Raw genomic sequence first — 18,461 nt, forward strand, 5'->3', positions numbered from 1 at the left:
TAGCGAAAATCCCTTAAAGCATTCCCTTCGTGTAAGATAACCAAGGTTAAATTGAACTCAATAGTGGTGGAACCATCCGAAGCACAATACCTAATTCTCAACGCCTTAGATACCTTAGAGCTACTTAGCAATGCGGTGTATGATGAAGACACAGGAATTTGGGTAATTGAAACCCCTAGCAATGTTTTACCCTATGCTCGACTCCTGCAAAATAGCGATATTGTTCCTATCAAATGGGTATCGGAACGATGACAAAACCTACTGAGATTGAAAAGCAACAGTATGCAAGAATAAAAGAACTTTTTGCTTTATCTCGACAGCGCTACTTGGATGCAGGGGGCGATCCTCGAAAGCGCCCAAGTGGTCTTAAAGGGGATGACTACTTGACAGATGAAGAAAGGCAAGAACTATTTGCGATCGCTCGCGGTGGAGTTAAAATCATCGGGGACGAAGTTCACTGTGAAGGGCGGTCTTGGAAAATATCCGCAAAAGATATAAATAATTAGAATTAATCAAAATGCGAATTTTAATCATGGGCGGAACCCGTTTTATCGGGGTTTATCTAACAAAAATTTTGGCGGAACAAGGACATGAAGTGGTGCTGTTCAATCGGGGAAATAAACCAGCGCCCGTTGAAGGTATCAAACAAATTCAGGGCGATCGCACAGATGCTTCGCAACTAAAAGAAAAGTTATCTCAAGAAAAATTTGACGCAATTTTTGATAACAATGGTCGGGAATTGAGCGACACTCAACCTTTAGTAGAAATTTTTAAGGATCGGGTGCAGCATTTTATCTATATGAGTTCTGCGGGTGTGTATCAAAAGTCAGATCAGATGCCTCATGTAGAAGGGGATGCCGTCGATCCAAAAAGTCGTCACAAAGGTAAGCATGAAACGGAAGCTTACCTAGCACAGCAGAAAGTGCCTTTTACGTCGATTCGTCCTACCTATATTTACGGCCCTCAGAATTATAACGATCTGGAAGCTTGGTTTTTCGACCGGATTGTGCGCGATCGCCCAATTCTGATGCCCGGACATGGCTTCCATCTCACCCAACTCGGTCATGTGAAAGACTTAGCGGTAGCAATGGCAGCAGTGCTGGGCAATTCTCAGGCAGTGGGACAGATTTATAATGTGTCGGGCGATCGCTATGTTACTTTTGATGGTCTAGCGCGTGCTTGTGCGATTGCAGCCGGGAAGTCCCCTGAGAATTTACAAATTCTCCACTACGAACCCAAAAAGTTTGACTTTGGCAAACGTAAAGCTTTTCCTTTCCGACTTCAGCACTTCTTCGCCTCAGTAAATAAAGCCAAGACTGAACTAAGATGGCAACCAGAATATGACTTAATTTCTGGCCTAAAAAACTCGTTCCAGAAAGATTATCTTGCCTCTGGTCGGAACAAAGCCGAGATAGATTTCTCAATTGATAACGAAATTCTAGAAGCAGGCTAAATCAATCACAAACACCCGAAGACCCAAAAGAGCGATTAGTAGTAGAGATACGATTCATCGTGTCTCTACTAGCTAACCGCTGAGGGTTGCTCGGTTTTTTGGGGGAGAAGGTAAATAACTCCAGAAATCAAAGTAAAGGCAACGGAAATCCAGAAAGCAATTATGGCGGGAATTTCCCAAGAGACAGGCAGGGGTGCGATCAAAAGCGCGATCGCAATAATTTGACTGACTGTTTTTAACTTGCCCCAAATATTCGCTCCACTAATGGTCGTTTTGTTAACGCGCCAACCAGCGATCGCTAACTCTCTTGCCAAAATTAGAAATACGCCCCATGCCGGTACTTGACCGAGTTGAATGAGCGGCAATAGGGGAGCCAACACCAGTAATTTATCAACTAACGGGTCAAGAAATTTACCCAAATCAGTAACTTGATTCAGTTTACGAGCCAAGTAGCCATCCAACCAATCGGTAGCCGCCGCAACCAGAAAAATTACTAACCCCACAGTGCGAGTTTCAGTTGTTGGGGTGTCCAGGCAATAAAGCAGAACTGGCAACGCCAGTAAGCGAGATAAAGTAATCCAGTTGGGTAGCGTCATAACAAGCATCGATCTGATAAGTTAAAAAGACTGTAGACTCCGGACGGTTTCGCGTCCAGAGTCTACAGCCTGAAATTCTAAATTTACAGCTAGCGATTCGCGATTCGCTTTTTAACAAGCGCCCTTTTTATTGACAACTGCCATCACCGTCTTGAAAATTAAGCTGAGGTCGTAAGCAACAGACCACTTGTGCTGGTAGTCAATATCCATGCGAACGATGTCTTCAAAGTCTTGGACGCTAGAACGACCATTCGCTTGCCACTCGCCAGTAATTCCCGGCTTAACATTCAATCTTTCCCAGTGATGAGCGTCGTAGCGCATGACTTCATCAACGGTCGGCGGACGGGTTCCTACTAAGCTCATGTCTCCCATCAGAACGTTCCAAAACTGCGGGAATTCATCTAAGCTAGTGCGACGTAAGAACTTACCGATGCGGGTAATCCGGGGGTCATTTTCGTTTTTAAAAATATGCCCTTTCGCTTGGTTATCGACCAGATGCTTGAGCTTCTCTGCACCAACAACCATCGAACGGAATTTCCAGATGCGGAACTTGCGTCCATTCAAACCGCAGCGAATCTGACTGTAAAAGACAGGACCTGGGTTATCCAGTTGCATTGCGATCGCAACTGGAATTGTAATTGTCGCTGCGATCGCTAACCCCACGACGCCTCCCAAGATATCAATCAGGCGCTTCTCTTTGCTAGTGACAGATGGATGACAGCTTGGCTTTGCAACATCAACCAGGTAGATTTCATCAAACGCCGACGAAGCAACGTCGAGGGATTCGGGGAGGTGGGAAGTAGTAATCACTGTTTTTAAGTTGGCTTCTAGAATCAGGTTGCTCTTATGTCAATATAGGCAACACCCCTTACAGATGAATCGTTGAAAGCCCTTACTTTACCGAATCTTTAAGGGAATCGGTATTTTTTTAAGTTTTGTTAGAAGTACGGTTGACAAGCTACAGATTTCAATTATTTAATCCTCTGCCTGTAGGAGGATTGAGAATGGATAATTCTTTTTACCTGAAAGTACGTCGTTACGCGTCTCTTGCGGGTCAGAACTTACCCGGCAAGGATTGAGAAGGATAATTTTTCACCTTGAAGTACTCCTCCCCAGTCTTTTGCAAACAAAGATTTTTCCCGATTTTCCTCCGCACGTAGGGGGAATTGCGGAGGGATGTTCTTGTGACTGAATACAAGCAGTCTCGGATCTCATCGCTAAACTGTTGCCGGTACTAACAAGTCAAAAACTAATGGTTCTTCTAGTTTTTGATAAGTGCTTGTCAGGATAGTGTTTAAATAGCGAAGATAGCGATCGCCCTGCTGAGCATTCAGTCGATACATCTGGGTCGCTTCTTTCTCAAAAAGTGGAGCCTCTGCGATCGCTTGATAGTCAGGATTTTGCTCGGAGGTGGAACTCAGCAGTCCAAACTCGGCTTCCGACGGCACGATACCCGCAGGCAGCTTTCCTTCCAAAAGCGCCATGACGCGAGAATAACAAACCCGCGTATTAATGCCGCGATACTCTAATAACTGCATAATTTCATTCAGCGGCAGCGGTTCTTCCGGTAAAGCGCGTAAAAGTTCCAAAAGCAGAAAATAATCGCTGTACTGCTGCGTTTGTTGCTCCAACAGTTGAGGATACAGCGGTAACGTAGCCAAACCGTAAGCTACTGGACTACAGTTTAGGGTTGAGTCGTTTGCGCCAGTATCCCGAATCAAGACTGCTTTTGGGAGTTTTTGTCGTAGCCATTGAGCGATTTCTCCGACGGCTGCGGTTCCGCCAGTACAGATAATTTGATGAATTCCTGATGCGGGTATCCCTGCCTGAGTTAGCAGCGCATTCAATTCTTGATTCAGTTTTTCAAGAAACGGTTTGAACACGCGGTTTTCTAAATCTCGGCGTGTCACCAAACAGGACTTTCCGCCCAATTCCACAGTATAGCTGTCTTGCTGTTGCAGAATTCGTTTGACAGAATTGGCAGCTTCCAGAAGCGCTTGTCCTAGAGGAGAACTTTGCAATAACGATGCCAAGCGATCGCGCGTTGCTAAATCGGGTTCCCCGGCTTTGGGAAGGCTCAAGGATGAAGAATGCAGGATGAAGGATGACTCGAATTCATCTTTCATTTTGCCTTCTTCATCGTTCAAGAGTAATTGACCGATGATGTCTTGATCGATAGCGTTACCTGCATAGGCAAGACTCCGACAAGCAAACTGAGAATACGTTAAGTCTTTAAGATTTTCGGGCAAATTCACCACAGCGAGTTCGATGGTCGTGGCACCCGCGTCGATCACTAGAGTCCCGCCTTGCCAGGGAACTCCCGGTAAGGTTGCACCTTCAATTCCTGCTAACAAAGTAGCGATCGCATCTTCAAGAAAGAAGATTTCCTCCGGATTTTCCACCAGATGGGCACCCAGTACGGCTTCGCGAATGTTAAAGCGGTAGGTATCTCCCCATTTAGCCGGACAACCGACAATCACACCACTCAAGCAACTCATCGCTGCATTCAGCGTAGAGGGCTTTAAACCAGCAGCACCCACCAAATTAGGTCTCGATTGTTCTGTGGGGGATAGCGGGTTTCCCTGCCTTCCTAGAGGTCTTAGAGTGGCAAATAACGCTTGCAATGAGCGCCCCAGCCAGTAAAGGGAAATTGGCTGGTCGAGCGACCACTGCAATATCGGCTCCCATTTTTTGGCAGATGAATAGTAAGGAATTCCCACCTTCAAGTACGGTTTAAAGCCTTGAATAAAGACTCCTTCTTTACGATTGGCAAGAGAAGACGCCAGAACACCCACTGCGATCGCCGCTGGCGTATGCGCGTAAGTGTTACTCGCGGCTGGTGTATCGGCGTAAGCGCTACTCGCACCCCCCGATGACTGCTCTGAATTGCTCCAGGCTGGCCCCGTGTAAGTCACTGCGGGTAAACGAAAGCTGGTTTGGGTAGATTCTGTCTGTCCTTGGCTTATCCAATAGATGGGATATCGTTCACCCGTCGAACCATTTAACAAAACCGCAGACACGCCAGTTGTGCCAAAGTCAATACCTAAGTACCAGGCATACTTGCTGACATTCTCCGCAGGCGATGGTTTTGCAGACTCAAGGACAGTGGAAGAATGTATTGAATTTGGATTCATTATCCCGATCGGGAGCAATTTTGTACTTTCTAAAACGAATGGAGATTCAAGGGTAATTTCCTGAGTGGGTATCCCTACGGAGTTTTTTTTTCCGGGTTCGATGAGTCTGAAAATATATCCAGATCCAGATCAAAATCGTCAGTTTGAGGCAGCGTCGGCTCAGAAACGGCTTCTTCCTCGGTTGCCATTGGTGGATTGTTAGGGAACTGACCGATCGCATCGTCTGGTGGAGCGATCAGTTCTTCCAATCGCAATAATTCTTCCTGCCAATCCGATTCCCCTAGGTGTGTTATTTCGACTTGCGAAATTTCTGGCATTTCCTCAAATTCCCAGTCGCCTAAATCTTCTTCCTGCAACCCAGTTAGCGCATCAATATCGGCATCGGACGCGATCGCCCTTTCTCTGGGTGTTTCTAGACTCTGTTCCTCATCGGCAAATAATTCCCACGATTCATCGAACTCAATCGATACTGCTGTCTCCCCATCAGTAATTTCTGGCGTCTGTTGTGCTTCCGAGTCAGAGACGTATTCTTGCTCTAGCGCCGCCGTTTCAGTAGGTAGTAGATTGACTTCTTCGGGGAAGAATGACAACGATTCATCGAAATCAATGGTGGCTGGTGCCTCCCTTGACGGATTGGCTGACTCCTCCCACTCCCAGTCGGCAACGTATTCTTGTTCTAACGCCGCCGTTTCGATTGGTGGTAGCTCTAAATCGACTTCTTCTTCGGGGAATACCAACGATTCGTCGAAATCGATGGCGGCTGGTGCCTCCCTTGACGGATTGGCTGGCGGTGGCATTTCTTCCCACTCCCAGTCAGCAACATATTCGTGTTCCAGCCCCGCCGTTTCTGTAGGTAGCTCCAGATCGACTTCTTCGGGGAATACCAACGATTCATCGAAATCGATGGTTTCTGGCATCTCTTCTGGCGTTTCTGTTGACGTGATTCCTAACGTCTGTTGCTGGGAATCGGCTATGTATTCTCGATCCTCCTGTATTTCTAGTTCTGCTTCTGTTACTGAACCCAGCGAGGGCGATACTTCCGACGATTCATCAAGATTAGCGGGGGGAAGAAAAGCGATCGCTTTGTCTGGCGCTGGGTCTAAGGGTTCTACAGGGAACAAGGAAGCCAAATTCCAATCCGCTCTTTCATCGGCTGTTGTCGTGTTCGCCGTTTCCGGTTGCTCCTGATGGGAATTTTGTGGATGGTGAGCGATCGCGTTTTCTGTTTCTGCTAAATTGAATTCCTCAGACAGCAATCTTTCGGACTCCCCATCTGTTCCAGGAACAGAATCCTCCTCCACAAAGCTATCTAGGGCGAGATCGTCCCAATCTTCCATCAACAACTCATCCAGTTCCGTTACTGGCAAAGCTTCCTGGTGTCTCGTCCCCTGGGTTACTTCTGACCCTTGTTCCGCTTGTGTTTCAACAGCGTCAACCGTCCCTTCTGGTATCTCCGTCCCAAAAAGATCTTCCTCCTCTGCGAACCAGTCATCTTGAGTCTGGATCTCTATACCGTTATCGCTAAAATCCGCCTCTCTATGGCTCCTCTGCTCCTCTGATTGAGGGAATACGCCCCCCTGTGGTGCCTCAAAGCTAGACAAATCTTCACTCAGCAGTTGCAGTGTATCTCTATCCAGCCAAAAAAATTCGTCTTGGTCAACTGAGAAAGTATCCATCGCCAGCAGATTCTCGTCTGGCGAAGCTGGAATGTAGATATCTTCTTCCAGACTTGCAGCTTCCTCGGTTGCAGGTTGCTCTGTATCCTGGATTTGAGTGTCCTGGATTTGGATGTCCTGGATTTGAGCATTCTGGATTTGAGTGTCCTGGATTTGAGTATTCTGGATTTGAGTGATTTCCTCCAGACTCAGAGGTGTAACGATCGGTAAGGGAGATTCCGCTGGCAGTACTTCCTGCTCCTGGAACAGATCCTCCTGCAACAGATCGGTTAGTGCCGAAATGACCAGATCCCCTTCTTCCACTGTTTCAGGATTGAAGGCTTCATTGGTTTCGACATTTTGATCGTCACTGGCAATCGGCGGAGCGATCGCCCACTTCTCAACTTGGATAACCGTCTTTTCCCAATCTTCGGGAAATAAGACATTTTCCCAAGAGTCCTCAACTTGCTCGACTCTCGCAGGTGGTTGCGCGATCGCGGCATCTTCAGCGGGATCTTCCAAACCTGCAAACAGGGCATCCTCTAAAGAGTCCTGACTGCTATAAGGGCGAGGGTTCCTCTCTCCGGCTGAATCTTGAGGAATGATTGGATTTATACTTTCTGCTTGAGTTTGGGTATCTCCGGCGGGATTATTCTCCGGTTGTTTCTCAACTTTTTGAGCTTGTTGTTCGGGACTCTGTGAGATCGGCGGCGTCCCAAACAAGCTTTCAAAAAAATCGTCGATTTCGTCGCGCTTCCTGTCGGGAATCGTGGGAAGGATAGGCTCCGTCTGGAAGATAGTTTTCATATCATCGTCATCAAGCGATGCCATCTCCAGATTGCCCAATTTCTCTAGATTCAAGTCTTCCAGACCGCTACTCTGGGCACCAGAGGTAGGGTTCGATGGAGTGCTAGCAGACGATGCTGTCCCAAAAAGATTATCCTTTGATGAGGCTTGCCTTTGTACCGACTCCCCTAAGCGGTCCGTTGGCAGATTGAACTGGGGACTTTGCGGCTGCTCCTGTTCCACCGAGCGGAGGGGCAATTCAACCCCCGGATACGGCAATGGCTGTCTGGCGACAGGAACATCATTCGGCGAGAAATTGAATTCGTTGCGATTAGAAGGTGGAGAGGAGGGTTGATCCAGCGTTTGGGGTTCCCTCTGGGGATAGGGCAGTTGCAGAGCGCCGATTCCTGGTGTTGTCGCAGCCGGACTCGCGCTACTTGCATCTACTTGTGACTGCCGAGACGATTGCAAAATTGCTGAGGCTTCTTGCTGGAACTGCTCGGTGAGCTGATTTACCAACTCTGTAAACATCACCTCGCTTTGCTGCCCCAAGTTGTGCATTTTATCAAGTCCTTGGGCCAAGGACTCTTGATAGCTAACAAGATTGCGTTGCAGTGCCTCGAAGACTGTACGAATGGTTGAATCCAGCGTTGCTAGCAGTTGATCGGATTTTGCCTGTAACGTTTGCAGTTGTTCCAGGCGCTCTCGCGGATGTAAAGGTAAAGAATTGCTAGATATCGCGTCTGAATAGCTAGGTGAGAAATTATACGGTTGTTTTTGACCTTCTGGAGGGAGTACCTCAGCACTCAAAAACTGAGTTTCCAAATTTCTCAGGGTTTGAGCCATCTGTTGCGTGAGAGTTTCCTGCAAGCGACTAGAAAGTACCTTCAAAAATTCGGAAATTAGTTGCTGCTGTGCCGCTTGTTGCTGGGCAAGCGTTCGATGGTGCAGCCGATAACTCTCCATCTGTCGAATCTCTAAAACCAGAGATTCCCGCTGTTGGCGAAGACTCTCCAGATCCCCCTGCAAGGACTGCATCAAGCTGGTTCGCACCGCTTCCATGTCTTGCTCAACCGCTTGCACAATCTGTCGTGCTGTTGCCTGCGGTTGGTAGTTTTCCTGATGCTGAGCTTCATCTCCAGCGCCTGATTGTTGCCGTGAGACTAAATAGGTACGAACCTGCTCCAGAAGCCGACGCTGCTCTTGGACATCAACTGACCTGAGCCAAGGCCGACGGGAGCTGGCCTTGTGGAGGATGCTGTCAATGTTAGCGATTAGTGTAGAAATCGCATCCGTCTCGTGAGTCACAATGGAATCCCTGGCTAGAACGATTGCACAGTTATCAGAAGTTACTATACTGCCACTGCCTATAATGTTAGACTGCCCAACAAGAACAACTTATATTAAACAGGGTGTTGCATCTACCGGGTGAATTATTTCAAGACTGGTAATTCTAAATGTAGATAGAATTTTGGGTTGTAGCGTTTTGTCACCCAATGGGTACAAAGAAAGCGATCGCCCAAAATCAAAGCGTTTTGGATTAAGATGTGAGTTTTGCTAGATGCGTCAGCAGCGAGTCGCGGGTTTCCTCTATGAGGATAATAAAGATAGGGTCACTGGCTCAATGGGTGCCTCCTAACTCTAATTGGTACGCTGCCAAGAGCCTCCTGTTCAGCCTAATTATCTTCGAGAGCGTAAACACCATATTCGGGAGATGCCGACCTGATTGCTGAAAGTTTCCGGCTCAACGGTTGCTCTTGATTCAAACGCTACCAGCTAGCCCCACTCCAGTGGGCCACTCTTTATCAGTTCTTAGCTTTTTCATTTGTGTTGGCCCGATGGAAGACCGATACACCCCCCGCGAACCGAACTCTAACATGAATGCGTTGATTCGCTCCACACCTTTGTTTACCGGCTTACCAGAGACCGTTGTGGAGAAAGCCACTTCCCATGTCGTCACTCGTACCCATCCTGCAAATCAGGTGATTTTGCTGGAAAATGACTGGGGCGGCTCTGTCTACTTTATTCTGGAGGGTTGGGCGAAAATTCGCACCTACAACCTTGATGGTAAAGAGGTAACGCTGAATATTCTTGGCAAAGGAGAACTTTTTGGCGAAATGGCAGCGTTGGATGAGGTTCCTCGTTCAACGGATGTGATTACGCTAACTCCTACGACGATTGGCAGTATGCCTGCTCAAGATTTTGTTCAGTTAATTCATAACGAACCACTAGCAGGCGTTCGCTTGGCTCAGCTGATGGCAAAACGCCTGCGTCAAGTCAACCGTCGCCTCCGATTGCGAGAATCAGATAGTATGTCCCGCGTTGCCGACACGTTATTATTCTTGGCAGAAGGACAGGGAAAAACTGCCCAAAAAGGAACGATGATCCCCAATTTACCCCATCGTGAGTTAAGCAGCCTCAGCGGTCTGGCGCGAGAAACGGTGACACGGGTTTTAACAAAGCTGGAAAAAAAGGCGCTGATTATGCGCGACCACGATATCTTGTGCATTCCCGATTTGGCGGCTTTGGAACGGCTAATCGTCTAATAAATACACGGCAGCGGCACTCTGGGTGCCCGACTGCCATTTATCTGGGTGCCTAGTCATGGGTTTTCAGAAAATATTGGTTGCTATCGACGACTCTTCTTTATGTCAGGCTGTCTTCGCTCAAGCGCTGGAATTGGCGCAGGCGAATCGTGGAGCAATGATGCTGCTACATTGCCTCAATAGCGAGATACTCGGTGAAATAACGCCACGGCTCTCTGGTGAGATGGGTTTGTATCCTCAGATGATGACATCCTATGAGAATCACCACCTCACGCTCGAAAGGCGAATCCAGCAGGTGCAAGATTTGCTCCGAAGTTACTGCGAAAAATCTACCCGTCAGAAAGTGCCGACGGAGTTTGATTACAAAGTAGGCGAGGCTGGGCAAATGTTATGTCAAGCAGCTGAGAATTGGGGTGCCGATTTGATTGTGATGGGACGTCGGGGGCACAAGGGATTGACAGAAGCTTTGCTGGGGAGTGTGAGTAATTATGTGCTGCACCACGCTCCCTGTTCGGTGTTGGTAATTCAGGGCATAGATACGGAGCATCCTGAATCACTGGCGACTGGGGAAATAGCGGATGGATAAAGGGATACTGGAAATTGGTAATGGGTCTTGTAATTCTCTCCTGAAGCTGCTGAAGCTCGGCTCAAAACGGGAATAGAGGTTAAATTTAGGATCTGGCTTTGTTTTTTAATCTGCATGAGCGATCCTTTTGAAGACGGTCAAGCTTCTGGTCTGGGGAATTCTCAGAAAATCGAAGATGAGGCGAATCTAAGCGAAACGCCCCCGGCAACCAGTGCCCAAGGGAACAATTATTCCGAACCCCAGGTGAAAGCAGTTGCTCCCCTGATCATGGTGGAAACTGCCTTTCTGGCTAGTACTTGTAGTCTGATTTGGCTGATTAATTATTACTTTCCAATGGGACCGCTGCTGCGGATGTTTTTCCCAATCCCGATTGCCCTCGTATACCTGCGATGGGGACACCGGGCGGCTTGGATGGCAGCGTTGGTTTCTGGGTTGCTGTTGTCCGTCCTAATGGGACCAACTCGCAGCATTCTGTTTCTGATCCCCTACGGTCTCATGGGTGTCCAACTGGGGGCTTTGTGGCGGCGCAGGAGCAGCTGGCTGTTCTCGATTGGTACGGGGACAATTATTGGTACGTTTGGATTCTTTTTTCGGTTTTGGCTGCTGTCGATTTTATTGGGGGAAGACCTCTGGGTTTACATGACTAGCCAGGTGACGGAACTGGCAGAGTGGGTATTTGTCAAGATCGGGTTACTGCAAGAGCCGAGTCTATCTTTGATTCAAGCGATCGCATTCGGCATGATTATTCTCAATAACGTTATCTATCTGTTTGTCGTACATTTGGTGGCTTTGCTGCTACTCGATCGTTTGGGTAACCCGATTCCCCGTCCCCCTCATTGGGTGCAAGTGCTGCTGGATTATGAAGAATGAGGGAGAAAAGTTAAAGGTTGATTTCGCCTTTTTCCAGTTGCTTTGAGCCTCACCACGACTCAACCCTCAATCCAAAATCCAAAACTCGATGATTCATGTCTACACTCAGATAGAACCGGGACATCGATGGCTCCAGCGATATCGGGGACGTCCATCGGTGTTTGCTTGTATTTTGGGCTTTACCGCCACCGGGCTGATCCCCGGTATTTCAGCAGCTGGAGCAACGCCAGAGGATCGACAATATACAGCGATCGCAGATGCGGAATTTTTGTATAAAGGCCCTCAGCCTCAGCCTCAATATCCTCTGCCTCCTCTGCAAGCGGGTGCCTCTCCAGTGCTAATCTCCCGCGCGGTGGTTGAAGCACTTGGTATTCCCGTTTATTTATTCAATGCTGGATTGCCCCAGCCGCCAACTGTTCCAGTCATTGATTTGGAAGGTGCCCCTGCCCAGTGTCTCAGCGGCGGAAATGCTTTGCCTCTCGCGACAGTGAAACATCTGTGGGAACAAGGACTAATTTGGGGGCAAAAACTAGCGGCAAGTATCCCGGATGGATATTTAATTCTGGGAGAGTGCGTGGTAGGGGGAACGACAACGGCTTTGGCAATTTTAACGGGCTTGGGTGTCCCCGCTGCCGGTAAGGTCAACAGCAGCTATCCTAGCTGCAATCACGCGCAAAAGTGGGCGGTGGTGGAAGCTGGGCTGAAAGCCTTTAGGAGCAGAGGAGACGAGGAACATCCTTTCCAAGACCCGTTATATCTGGTTGCGGCAATTGGCGATCCGATGCAAATTGCGGTTGCGGGGATGGCGATCGCTGCGAGTCGCACTTGCGGTGTCATGCTGGCTGGTGGAACGCAAATGCTGGCTGTCTATGCCTTGATGCAAGCGCTTGGGCGTCAATATTCCCTATCTTGGGAACCCGAACAAGTTGTGGTGGGAACGACTCGCTGGGTGGCAGAAGATCCAACTGGTGATACGGTCGGCTTAGCAAAAACAATTAGCCCAGTCCCCTTATTGGGGACTGGGCTGAGTTTTGCGCCCTCTCGTTATCCTCAACTGCGGGCTTATGAGCAGGGATACGTTAAAGAAGGCATGGGTGCGGGCGGATGTGCGATCGCGGCTCATTTAACTCAGGGTTGGCACCAGGAGCAATTACTCCAAGCCATTGAAATGTTAATCGAGCGTTGTTGAAGTCCGAAATATGAAGTGTGAAGCATAAAGCCAGTGTTTATTCTTTCTTCTCTATCTGCAAGCCTTCTAGCTGTATCCCGCCTGCCGATTGTTTAAGAGTGAATTCTCTGAGAGAGTAACTGTTCTTCTAAAGCAGCAATGCGATTATAGGCAGCGGTGAGCTGTGCCGTTAGCCGTTGGATTTGAATGGTCGGTGACAAATCTTTCTCGCTGCTATGAGAGTTACTATCTACAGAGTTTGTATCAACTAAGACATCTTTGTGCTCCATTACTGGAGACTGATTGCTGTAGCTTTTATAGGCATAGCGGCTATTACTGACTCCTAAAGGTGCGGGTGTACCTCCTTGGATAGCCGCTGCTTTGCTTTTAGACAAAGCTTCAGAGACTTTTTCGCTCAACTGGTCAATCATTTCGTAAAGGACATCAACTTTATGATTTAAAGTGATGACTTGCTTTTGAAGTGAATCCATGCAATTCCCACTAGGCGTTAACTTGATTTCTTTCATGTTATAAAAAAATAGTTAAAAAACTGTTTTACTTACAAATTATTTAACTATTGAGCAAGATGAATTTATGAAGCTGGAGTTGGGATCGATTGAGCCTTTTTAGGTCAAGGCTGAATAAACATGAAAAGCGGTTTTTCTAGCAGGATTTATGATGTAGAAATATTAAATTCTCAATTCTGAAGATTTATTGGAAATTTTCGCGATTCTAGCCCTATATTCCGTTTATTTTGATTTTCAGCCCTAAGAAGTTCCTCTATCAAAAGGAGGAACAGAAAATATACTTATCCAATATACTTATCGAATAGATAAAGAAGATGGCAACGGCGATCGCAGTGCAAAAAACTGTAGCAAAGGCTAGAACCTTTATCAGCACCGAAGAACACGGACGTATGCTAAGTTAATCAAGCAAGCTAATTACCTTTTACTTGCGTTAAATATTGCTTTTTTGGAAAAAATGCTCAGCATCAGAGAGTTTTTTACCGCTTGCACGGGGGTATGGACAACAGAAAGAATGTATCATTCTGTCCTTAGCGGTCAGATTGAACGCTCTCATACGGAATATTCGGTAAAAGCCCTGACATGGGAACAAAAGCAGCAAATTTTGTCCTTTTCTTCGTCAAATGGCATAAAGGTAAATCTTGCCCAAGCAACCGAAGAACAAAATGCCTGTCCTGGGTTTGCGATCGCCTTTGATACCGTCTCGGAAACGGGCGAACGAGTATCCATGAGTTTGAAGGCTTTATTTGTGCCGGATGCCTACGTGGTGCCTGGGGAATCGCCCGCCGAAATCCCCGCTCCACCGATCGTGGCGGAAGTTGTAGATGGGGAAGCGATTAAGGGTTTTTATCTGCGGGATGAGGGATACTCAGAAGCGGGAGCGATCGCGGGGCGGTTTACCTATCAGCCCACTCGCCAAACGCTGGAAATGATCACCTATTATCGACGTTCTGTTGCGGTCGATCAAATGCGGATTGTAGCGCCGGATACGCGGCTCAGAACGATTATTACTTACCAACGACCCGAACCCGGAGAACAACCAACGGTAATCGATTTGGTCGGCTTTGGCGTCGAGCGCCGACAAGCGCTATAAACAGCGAATAGCGAATTGCTAATCAGAAGGATTGCTAGTTGCTACAACTATGAAGAGACGGTCTTTTCTGCTGGGTGCTGGAACGCTGACCTTGAGTCAGATGCTTGCAGGGTGTGGAAATTCCCAAAACCCCACACTAAGAGTTAGACTTCTGAAAAATTCCATTCCCGCTCAGCTGTTAACTAAATTTCGCCAGAGCCTCAAGCAATCGGCAACTCTAGATTTTACGCCAGCCACACAGTTAAAAGATTTATTTGCGAGTCTAGAAACTTGGCAGAATCCCGGTAAAGCGAACCAGGGCTGGGGTCGGAACTTACCGCTGATTACCCCGAAAAAACCCGTCATTGCCGATCTAGTGACTTTGGGAGATTTCTGGTTAGCACAGGCAATTGAGCAGAAACTCATTCAACCCCTCGAACTTACACAGGCGGGAGGGTGGAATCAATTGCCAATCCGATGGCAAGAACTTGTGAAACGCAATAGTCAAGGTCAATCTGACCCCGCTGGAAAAATTTGGGGTGCGCCCTATCGCTGGGGAAGCACAGTAATTATCTATCGCCGCGACAAATTCAAATCTTTGGGATGGACACCGACGGATTGGCAAGATTTGTGGCGAGAAGAACTGCGCGATCGCATTTCACTTTTAGATCAACCGCGAGAAGTGATTGGTCTAACCTTAAAACGGTTGGGTCATTCTTACAACACGGAACGGATAGACAGAATTCCTGAGTTGAAAAATACCCTGCAAAAGTTGCACCAGCAGGTGAAATTTTACAGTTCCGATACCTATCTGCAACCGTTATTGCTAGGAGACACCTGGCTGGCGGTGGGTTGGTCAACAGATGTATTGTCGGTGATGAAGCGCGATCGCAACATTGCTGCGGTGGTTCCTATGTCTGGAACCGCCTTGTGGTCAGACTTATGGGTGCAACCTGCTGGTGCTGCGGCGAATCCTCTGTTGCAAGATTGGATTAATTTTTGTTGGGAATCCAAACCTGCTACGGAAATTTCTCTGTTCAGCCGCGCTGCCTCACCAGTTGTTGCTGGCATGAACCCAGCAGAGTTACCTGAATTTTTAAAAACGAACTCGATCTTGCTGCCAGATACTCAGATACTGGACAAGAGTGAATTTCTGTTTCCGCTTCCCCAGTCTACGGCGCTTGCGTATCGTTCCCTGTGGCAGGAAATCCGCCCAACGGTTTAGAACGAACTCGCAGACTATTTTGACCAGAGGAGACAATATCCAGATCGCAGACGACTGGACTGGTACTGAAATTACAAGTGTAGGTTGCTAGCGGTTCTTGTGGTTGATTGGCAATAAACACCCTGGTGTTATAGCCATAATCTCTGGCAACCGTCCCAAAGCTGTTGACAAAGCTATAGCGTCCTATATAGTTCAGAAGGCTCCAGAGTTGTCGGTTTACAACCAAATCCACCCGCTGGCGATCCGGGTACGCTAGCCAGTTCTCTAGTAATTTGCCACCAAACTGTTCCTCCGCCCACCAAAGGCTGGGAACCGTTGGTTTAGCTTGGGACATACTATCGGCTCTAATGACTTGACTTCTCGGTGGGCGAGACTCTGGATCGAGTAGTTTTAAGTCTAAAGGTTCGGGAGAAGGCAGCAGTGTGGGTGGTGTTTGTGCCTGCGTTAACAAAGGGAAAACACACGAAGTAAGAATTGCTAAAGCTGATAACAGCAAGGAAGAAGCAATCTTTTTCCCTGTTTGATGGATCTGACTTCTCGCAGCATTGTCATCTGCCGTGTACGCCTGCCTAAATTGTTTAAGTTTCGCCCCAGATTTGGTTGGTTCCTGTAGAGGTTCCATGTTTACTCGCGCTAATTCATGCAGTTATTGTCTGGTAAGAATTGCTAATAGTTCCAGCGATTGATTCAGCGAACGGTTTGTAAATAAACGTAGATTAATTCATACAACTTGCATCGGCAACCGTTTACCGGCACTTAACAAGGTTTCAAATTCTGCTGCGGGTACGGGACGACTAAATAGATAGCCTTGCATGGCATCGCAATGCTGCTGGCTTAAGAAAGCTAGTTCAGCGCGAGTTTCTACCCCCTCAGCCGTAACTTTCAAATTCAGATTGTGAGCGAGTTGAATCACAGCGGTCATAATCGCTCGGTTTTGGGTATCGCTAGTAACATCCTGAACAAAGCATCGGTCAATTTTCAAAGTGTCAAAGGGAAATTGTTTGAGATAGCTTAAGGAAGCATAGCCAGTACCGAAATCATCAATTGCGATGTGAATCCCCAACTGTTTCAGTTCATTTAAAGTAGCGATCGCCATCGAAGCATTTTGCACGAGGATACTTTCAGTCAGCTCTAATTCCAATGCATCTGGGTTCAAACCTGTAGTTTCCAATACTCGGACAATTCGCTGGCTTAAATCAGCTTGGCTAAATTGACGCCCTGACAAGTTCACTGACACGCGGAACGATATAAATCCAGCGTCTCGCCATTTTTGCGTTTGGGCACTGGCAGTTTGCAATACCCACTCGCCAAGCGGGACAATTAAACCCGTTTCTTCTGCCATAGGAATAAATTCAGCGGGTGAAACCAGCCCCCGCGTCGGGTGCTGCCAACGCACTAAGGCTTCTGCACCGCTAATTTCTCCGGTTTGGAGATTTACTTGGGGCTGATAGTACACTTGAAATTCACTGTGTTCTAAGGCACGGCGCAGACTCGCTTCTAGCACCAGCGCTTCGCCATAATCAGCCTTGATGTCCGTCGCATAAAACTGATAGTGATTTCCTCCCAACTTTTGGGTGTAGGACATCGCCGCTGCTGTCATCTTCATCAGGGTGTCTAAATCTTGCCCGTCGTTGGGATAGAAGGTAATGCCAATGCTGGCAGTGAGGAAGATTTGACCGTCTTCTAAGGAGAAGGGTTCATTCAGCGATGACAAAATCGCTTGGGCCACACTGGCAACCGTTTGTCTTTGACTTAAGGTTGCCAGAATAATTGCAAATTGATCTACATTCAATCGCGCAATCGTGTCCTGTCGGCTGAGACAGGTGGTGATTCGTTCGACAATTAGTTTAATTAATCGGTCACTCCCTTGATTTCCCAAGGTGTCACTAATCCGTTGAAACCGATCTAATCCTAGAAACAGCAGCGGGACAGGTTGAACGTTGAGTGGCTGCTGGGCAGAGGCAAGAGGCGATTCGTTCTCCTGGGTTTTGGAATCGCTTTTGTGTTCATCTTGCCGCTTACTGATAACTTGATTAAACCGCTCTCGCAATAGCAAGCGATTGGGAAGGTTTGTCACGCTATCGTAATGAACTAAGTGATTGAGTCTTTCTGCTGCTTGCCTGAGCGCTAAGGTATAGGGTTGAGTAATGGCTCGTTGTCTTTCGAGTCGGGCAGCGATCGCTTTGAGTATTTCCTCAGGCGTACAAGGCTTGGTTAAATAGTCGTCTGCCCCTAATTCCATCGCTTGACGCAAATCGGCTTTTTCAGCTTTGGCAGTCAGAAAAATGAAGGGAATTGTTGCGGTGACAGGATCTTGACGCAGCGCCATCAAAACACCAAAACCATCTAAATCGGGCATCATGACATCGCAAATAATTAAATCTGGGCGAATCGTTCTTGCTATCTGTACGCCAGCAAGACCATTTTCTGCACCTGTCGCCTCGAACTCTTCTGCCTCCAATAGTTCTAATATGTTTTCGCGGATTGCTTCTTCATCTTCAATAACTAGAATTTTTGCCATTTCTCTAAATTTCCTTTAATTTATGGTTTTTCTTACAAAATCAAACTTTTTATTTCCCCGATGTTGTGCAAACTATTTAATTTATAAAGGTTGTCCTGCTTCCTGAATTTAGATTTTATCAATCTGTAATAACATTTATTTAAGTGAAATTATGCACCATCTCACTGGATAAAAGTCTATTTTTATACTTTTTCAAAGCCAAATCTACCAGCAATATTTATGGGGTTATCCATAAATATTAGACAATTAATTCATTATAATTTCACTCGCAAGGGAAAGTAAATTAATTGAATTCAAAATTTTATATTTAATGCTTATCATAAAT

The 18,461-nt window shown here is 47.2% G+C and carries 16 protein-coding genes; 9 read left to right on the forward strand and 7 right to left on the reverse strand.

Going from position 1 to position 18,461, the window contains the following annotated elements; translation table 11 throughout:
• Window positions 1-66: 66 nt before the first annotated feature.
• Genes NDA06_RS15655 through NDA06_RS15665 form a run of 3 tightly spaced genes read left to right on the forward strand, consistent with a single transcriptional unit; the run spans window position 67 to window position 1,453 of the window.
• Window positions 67-252, forward strand: a complete 186-nt coding sequence (locus NDA06_RS15655; RefSeq protein WP_190412893.1) for a hypothetical protein — start codon at window positions 67-69, stop codon at window positions 250-252.
• Window positions 249-506: a hypothetical protein gene (locus NDA06_RS15660; protein ID WP_190412779.1), complete on the forward strand. Its 258-nt coding sequence runs from the start codon at window positions 249-251 to the stop codon at window positions 504-506. Before NDA06_RS15655 ends, NDA06_RS15660 begins: the two co-directional genes overlap by 4 nt.
• Before the next feature lie 11 nt (window positions 507-517).
• Window positions 518-1,453 carry an NAD-dependent epimerase/dehydratase family protein gene (locus NDA06_RS15665; RefSeq protein WP_190412780.1) on the forward strand — a complete coding sequence of 312 codons (936 nt, stop codon included), beginning with the start codon at window positions 518-520 and terminating at the stop codon, window positions 1,451-1,453.
• 68 nt (window positions 1,454-1,521) lie between these two features.
• Here NDA06_RS15665 and pgsA read toward each other — a convergent pair whose 3' ends face one another.
• The 4 genes from pgsA to NDA06_RS15685 all read right to left on the reverse strand — a co-directional run bounded on the left by pgsA (window position 1,522) and on the right by NDA06_RS15685 (window position 8,932).
• Window positions 1,522-2,049 (reverse strand): CDP-diacylglycerol--glycerol-3-phosphate 3-phosphatidyltransferase, encoded by a 528-nt coding sequence (pgsA, locus tag NDA06_RS15670; RefSeq protein WP_190412894.1) that lies wholly within the window; start codon window positions 2,047-2,049, stop codon window positions 1,522-1,524.
• A 111-nt stretch (window positions 2,050-2,160) separates the two neighbouring features.
• Window positions 2,161-2,799 (reverse strand): sugar transferase, encoded by a 639-nt coding sequence (locus tag NDA06_RS15675; protein ID WP_347277035.1) that lies wholly within the window; start codon window positions 2,797-2,799, stop codon window positions 2,161-2,163.
• Window positions 2,800-3,266: 467 nt separating this feature from the next.
• Window positions 3,267-5,183 (reverse strand): hypothetical protein, encoded by a 1,917-nt coding sequence (locus NDA06_RS15680; RefSeq protein ID WP_190985958.1) that lies wholly within the window; start codon window positions 5,181-5,183, stop codon window positions 3,267-3,269.
• Window positions 5,184-5,257: 74 nt separating this feature from the next.
• Complete coding sequence (locus tag NDA06_RS15685) at window positions 5,258-8,932, reverse strand: hypothetical protein (RefSeq protein ID WP_190985957.1); 3,675 nt, start codon at window positions 8,930-8,932, stop codon at window positions 5,258-5,260.
• A 530-nt stretch (window positions 8,933-9,462) separates the two neighbouring features.
• Here NDA06_RS15685 and NDA06_RS15690 point away from each other — a divergent pair.
• From NDA06_RS15690 to cobT, 4 genes are all read left to right on the forward strand, one after another.
• Entirely contained in the window at window positions 9,463-10,170 is a 708-nt protein-coding gene (locus NDA06_RS15690) for a Crp/Fnr family transcriptional regulator (RefSeq protein WP_190412784.1), read from the forward strand.
• 58 nt (window positions 10,171-10,228) lie between these two features.
• Window positions 10,229-10,756 carry a universal stress protein gene (locus tag NDA06_RS15695; RefSeq protein WP_190439805.1) on the forward strand — a complete coding sequence of 176 codons (528 nt, stop codon included), beginning with the start codon at window positions 10,229-10,231 and terminating at the stop codon, window positions 10,754-10,756.
• Between the two features lie 114 nt (window positions 10,757-10,870).
• A complete protein-coding gene (locus NDA06_RS15700; protein WP_190412786.1) occupies window positions 10,871-11,626 on the forward strand; it encodes a DUF2232 domain-containing protein in 756 nt (251 codons plus the stop codon).
• An 88-nt stretch (window positions 11,627-11,714) separates the two neighbouring features.
• Window positions 11,715-12,815, forward strand: coding sequence for a nicotinate mononucleotide-dependent phosphoribosyltransferase CobT (gene cobT / locus NDA06_RS15705; RefSeq protein WP_190686995.1), 1,101 nt, complete (start codon window positions 11,715-11,717; stop codon window positions 12,813-12,815).
• 92 nt (window positions 12,816-12,907) lie between these two features.
• Here cobT and NDA06_RS15710 read toward each other — a convergent pair whose 3' ends face one another.
• Window positions 12,908-13,321 carry a hypothetical protein gene (locus tag NDA06_RS15710; protein ID WP_242029081.1) on the reverse strand — a complete coding sequence of 138 codons (414 nt, stop codon included), beginning with the start codon at window positions 13,319-13,321 and terminating at the stop codon, window positions 12,908-12,910.
• A gap of 454 nt (window positions 13,322-13,775) precedes the next feature.
• Between NDA06_RS15710 and NDA06_RS15715 the strand changes: the two genes are divergently transcribed.
• Both NDA06_RS15715 and NDA06_RS15720 read left to right on the forward strand, forming a co-directional pair.
• A complete protein-coding gene (locus tag NDA06_RS15715) occupies window positions 13,776-14,411 on the forward strand; it encodes a phycobiliprotein lyase (RefSeq protein ID WP_190686993.1) in 636 nt (211 codons plus the stop codon).
• Window positions 14,412-14,460: 49 nt separating this feature from the next.
• Window positions 14,461-15,615 carry an extracellular solute-binding protein gene (locus tag NDA06_RS15720; RefSeq protein ID WP_190686991.1) on the forward strand — a complete coding sequence of 385 codons (1,155 nt, stop codon included), beginning with the start codon at window positions 14,461-14,463 and terminating at the stop codon, window positions 15,613-15,615.
• Here NDA06_RS15720 and NDA06_RS15725 read toward each other — a convergent pair.
• Together NDA06_RS15725 and NDA06_RS15730 are read right to left on the reverse strand one after the other, a co-directional pair.
• The gene (locus NDA06_RS15725) at window positions 15,563-16,237 is read right to left on the reverse strand and encodes a hypothetical protein (protein ID WP_242037614.1); all 675 of its coding nucleotides are present in this window, start codon (window positions 16,235-16,237) and stop codon (window positions 15,563-15,565) included. The two genes, NDA06_RS15720 and NDA06_RS15725, sit on opposite strands and share 53 nt — an antisense overlap.
• A 99-nt stretch (window positions 16,238-16,336) precedes the next feature.
• Window positions 16,337-18,136, reverse strand: coding sequence for an EAL domain-containing protein (locus NDA06_RS15730; RefSeq protein ID WP_190986315.1), 1,800 nt, complete (start codon window positions 18,134-18,136; stop codon window positions 16,337-16,339).
• Window positions 18,137-18,461: the final 325 nt, after the last annotated feature.

It is taken from the genome of Trichocoleus sp. ST-U1, from assembly GCF_039961835.1.
Taxonomy (GTDB): domain Bacteria; phylum Cyanobacteriota; class Cyanobacteriia; order Cyanobacteriales; family FACHB-T130; genus FACHB-T130.

Excerpts from the sequence above, each read along its gene's own strand:
- NDA06_RS15665 (WP_190412780.1), top strand. The coding sequence starts at position 518 with ATGCGAATTTTAATCATGGGCGGAACCCGTTTTATCGGGGTTTATCTA.
- NDA06_RS15730 (WP_190986315.1), bottom strand. The coding sequence starts at position 18,136 with ATGGCAAAAATTCTAGTTATTGAAGATGAAGAAGCAATCCGCGAAAAC.
- NDA06_RS15715 (WP_190686993.1), top strand. The coding sequence starts at position 13,776 with ATGCTCAGCATCAGAGAGTTTTTTACCGCTTGCACGGGGGTATGGACA.
- NDA06_RS15725 (WP_242037614.1), bottom strand. The coding sequence starts at position 16,237 with ATGGAACCTCTACAGGAACCAACCAAATCTGGGGCGAAACTTAAACAA.
- NDA06_RS15680 (WP_190985958.1), bottom strand. The coding sequence starts at position 5,183 with ATGAATCCAAATTCAATACATTCTTCCACTGTCCTTGAGTCTGCAAAA.
- NDA06_RS15720 (WP_190686991.1), top strand. The coding sequence starts at position 14,461 with ATGAAGAGACGGTCTTTTCTGCTGGGTGCTGGAACGCTGACCTTGAGT.
- NDA06_RS15695 (WP_190439805.1), top strand. The coding sequence starts at position 10,229 with ATGGGTTTTCAGAAAATATTGGTTGCTATCGACGACTCTTCTTTATGT.
- NDA06_RS15710 (WP_242029081.1), bottom strand. The coding sequence starts at position 13,321 with ATGAAAGAAATCAAGTTAACGCCTAGTGGGAATTGCATGGATTCACTT.
- NDA06_RS15660 (WP_190412779.1), top strand. The coding sequence starts at position 249 with ATGACAAAACCTACTGAGATTGAAAAGCAACAGTATGCAAGAATAAAA.
- cobT (WP_190686995.1), top strand. The coding sequence starts at position 11,715 with ATGATTCATGTCTACACTCAGATAGAACCGGGACATCGATGGCTCCAG.
- pgsA (WP_190412894.1), bottom strand. The coding sequence starts at position 2,049 with ATGACGCTACCCAACTGGATTACTTTATCTCGCTTACTGGCGTTGCCA.
- NDA06_RS15700 (WP_190412786.1), top strand. The coding sequence starts at position 10,871 with ATGAGCGATCCTTTTGAAGACGGTCAAGCTTCTGGTCTGGGGAATTCT.
- NDA06_RS15690 (WP_190412784.1), top strand. The coding sequence starts at position 9,463 with ATGGAAGACCGATACACCCCCCGCGAACCGAACTCTAACATGAATGCG.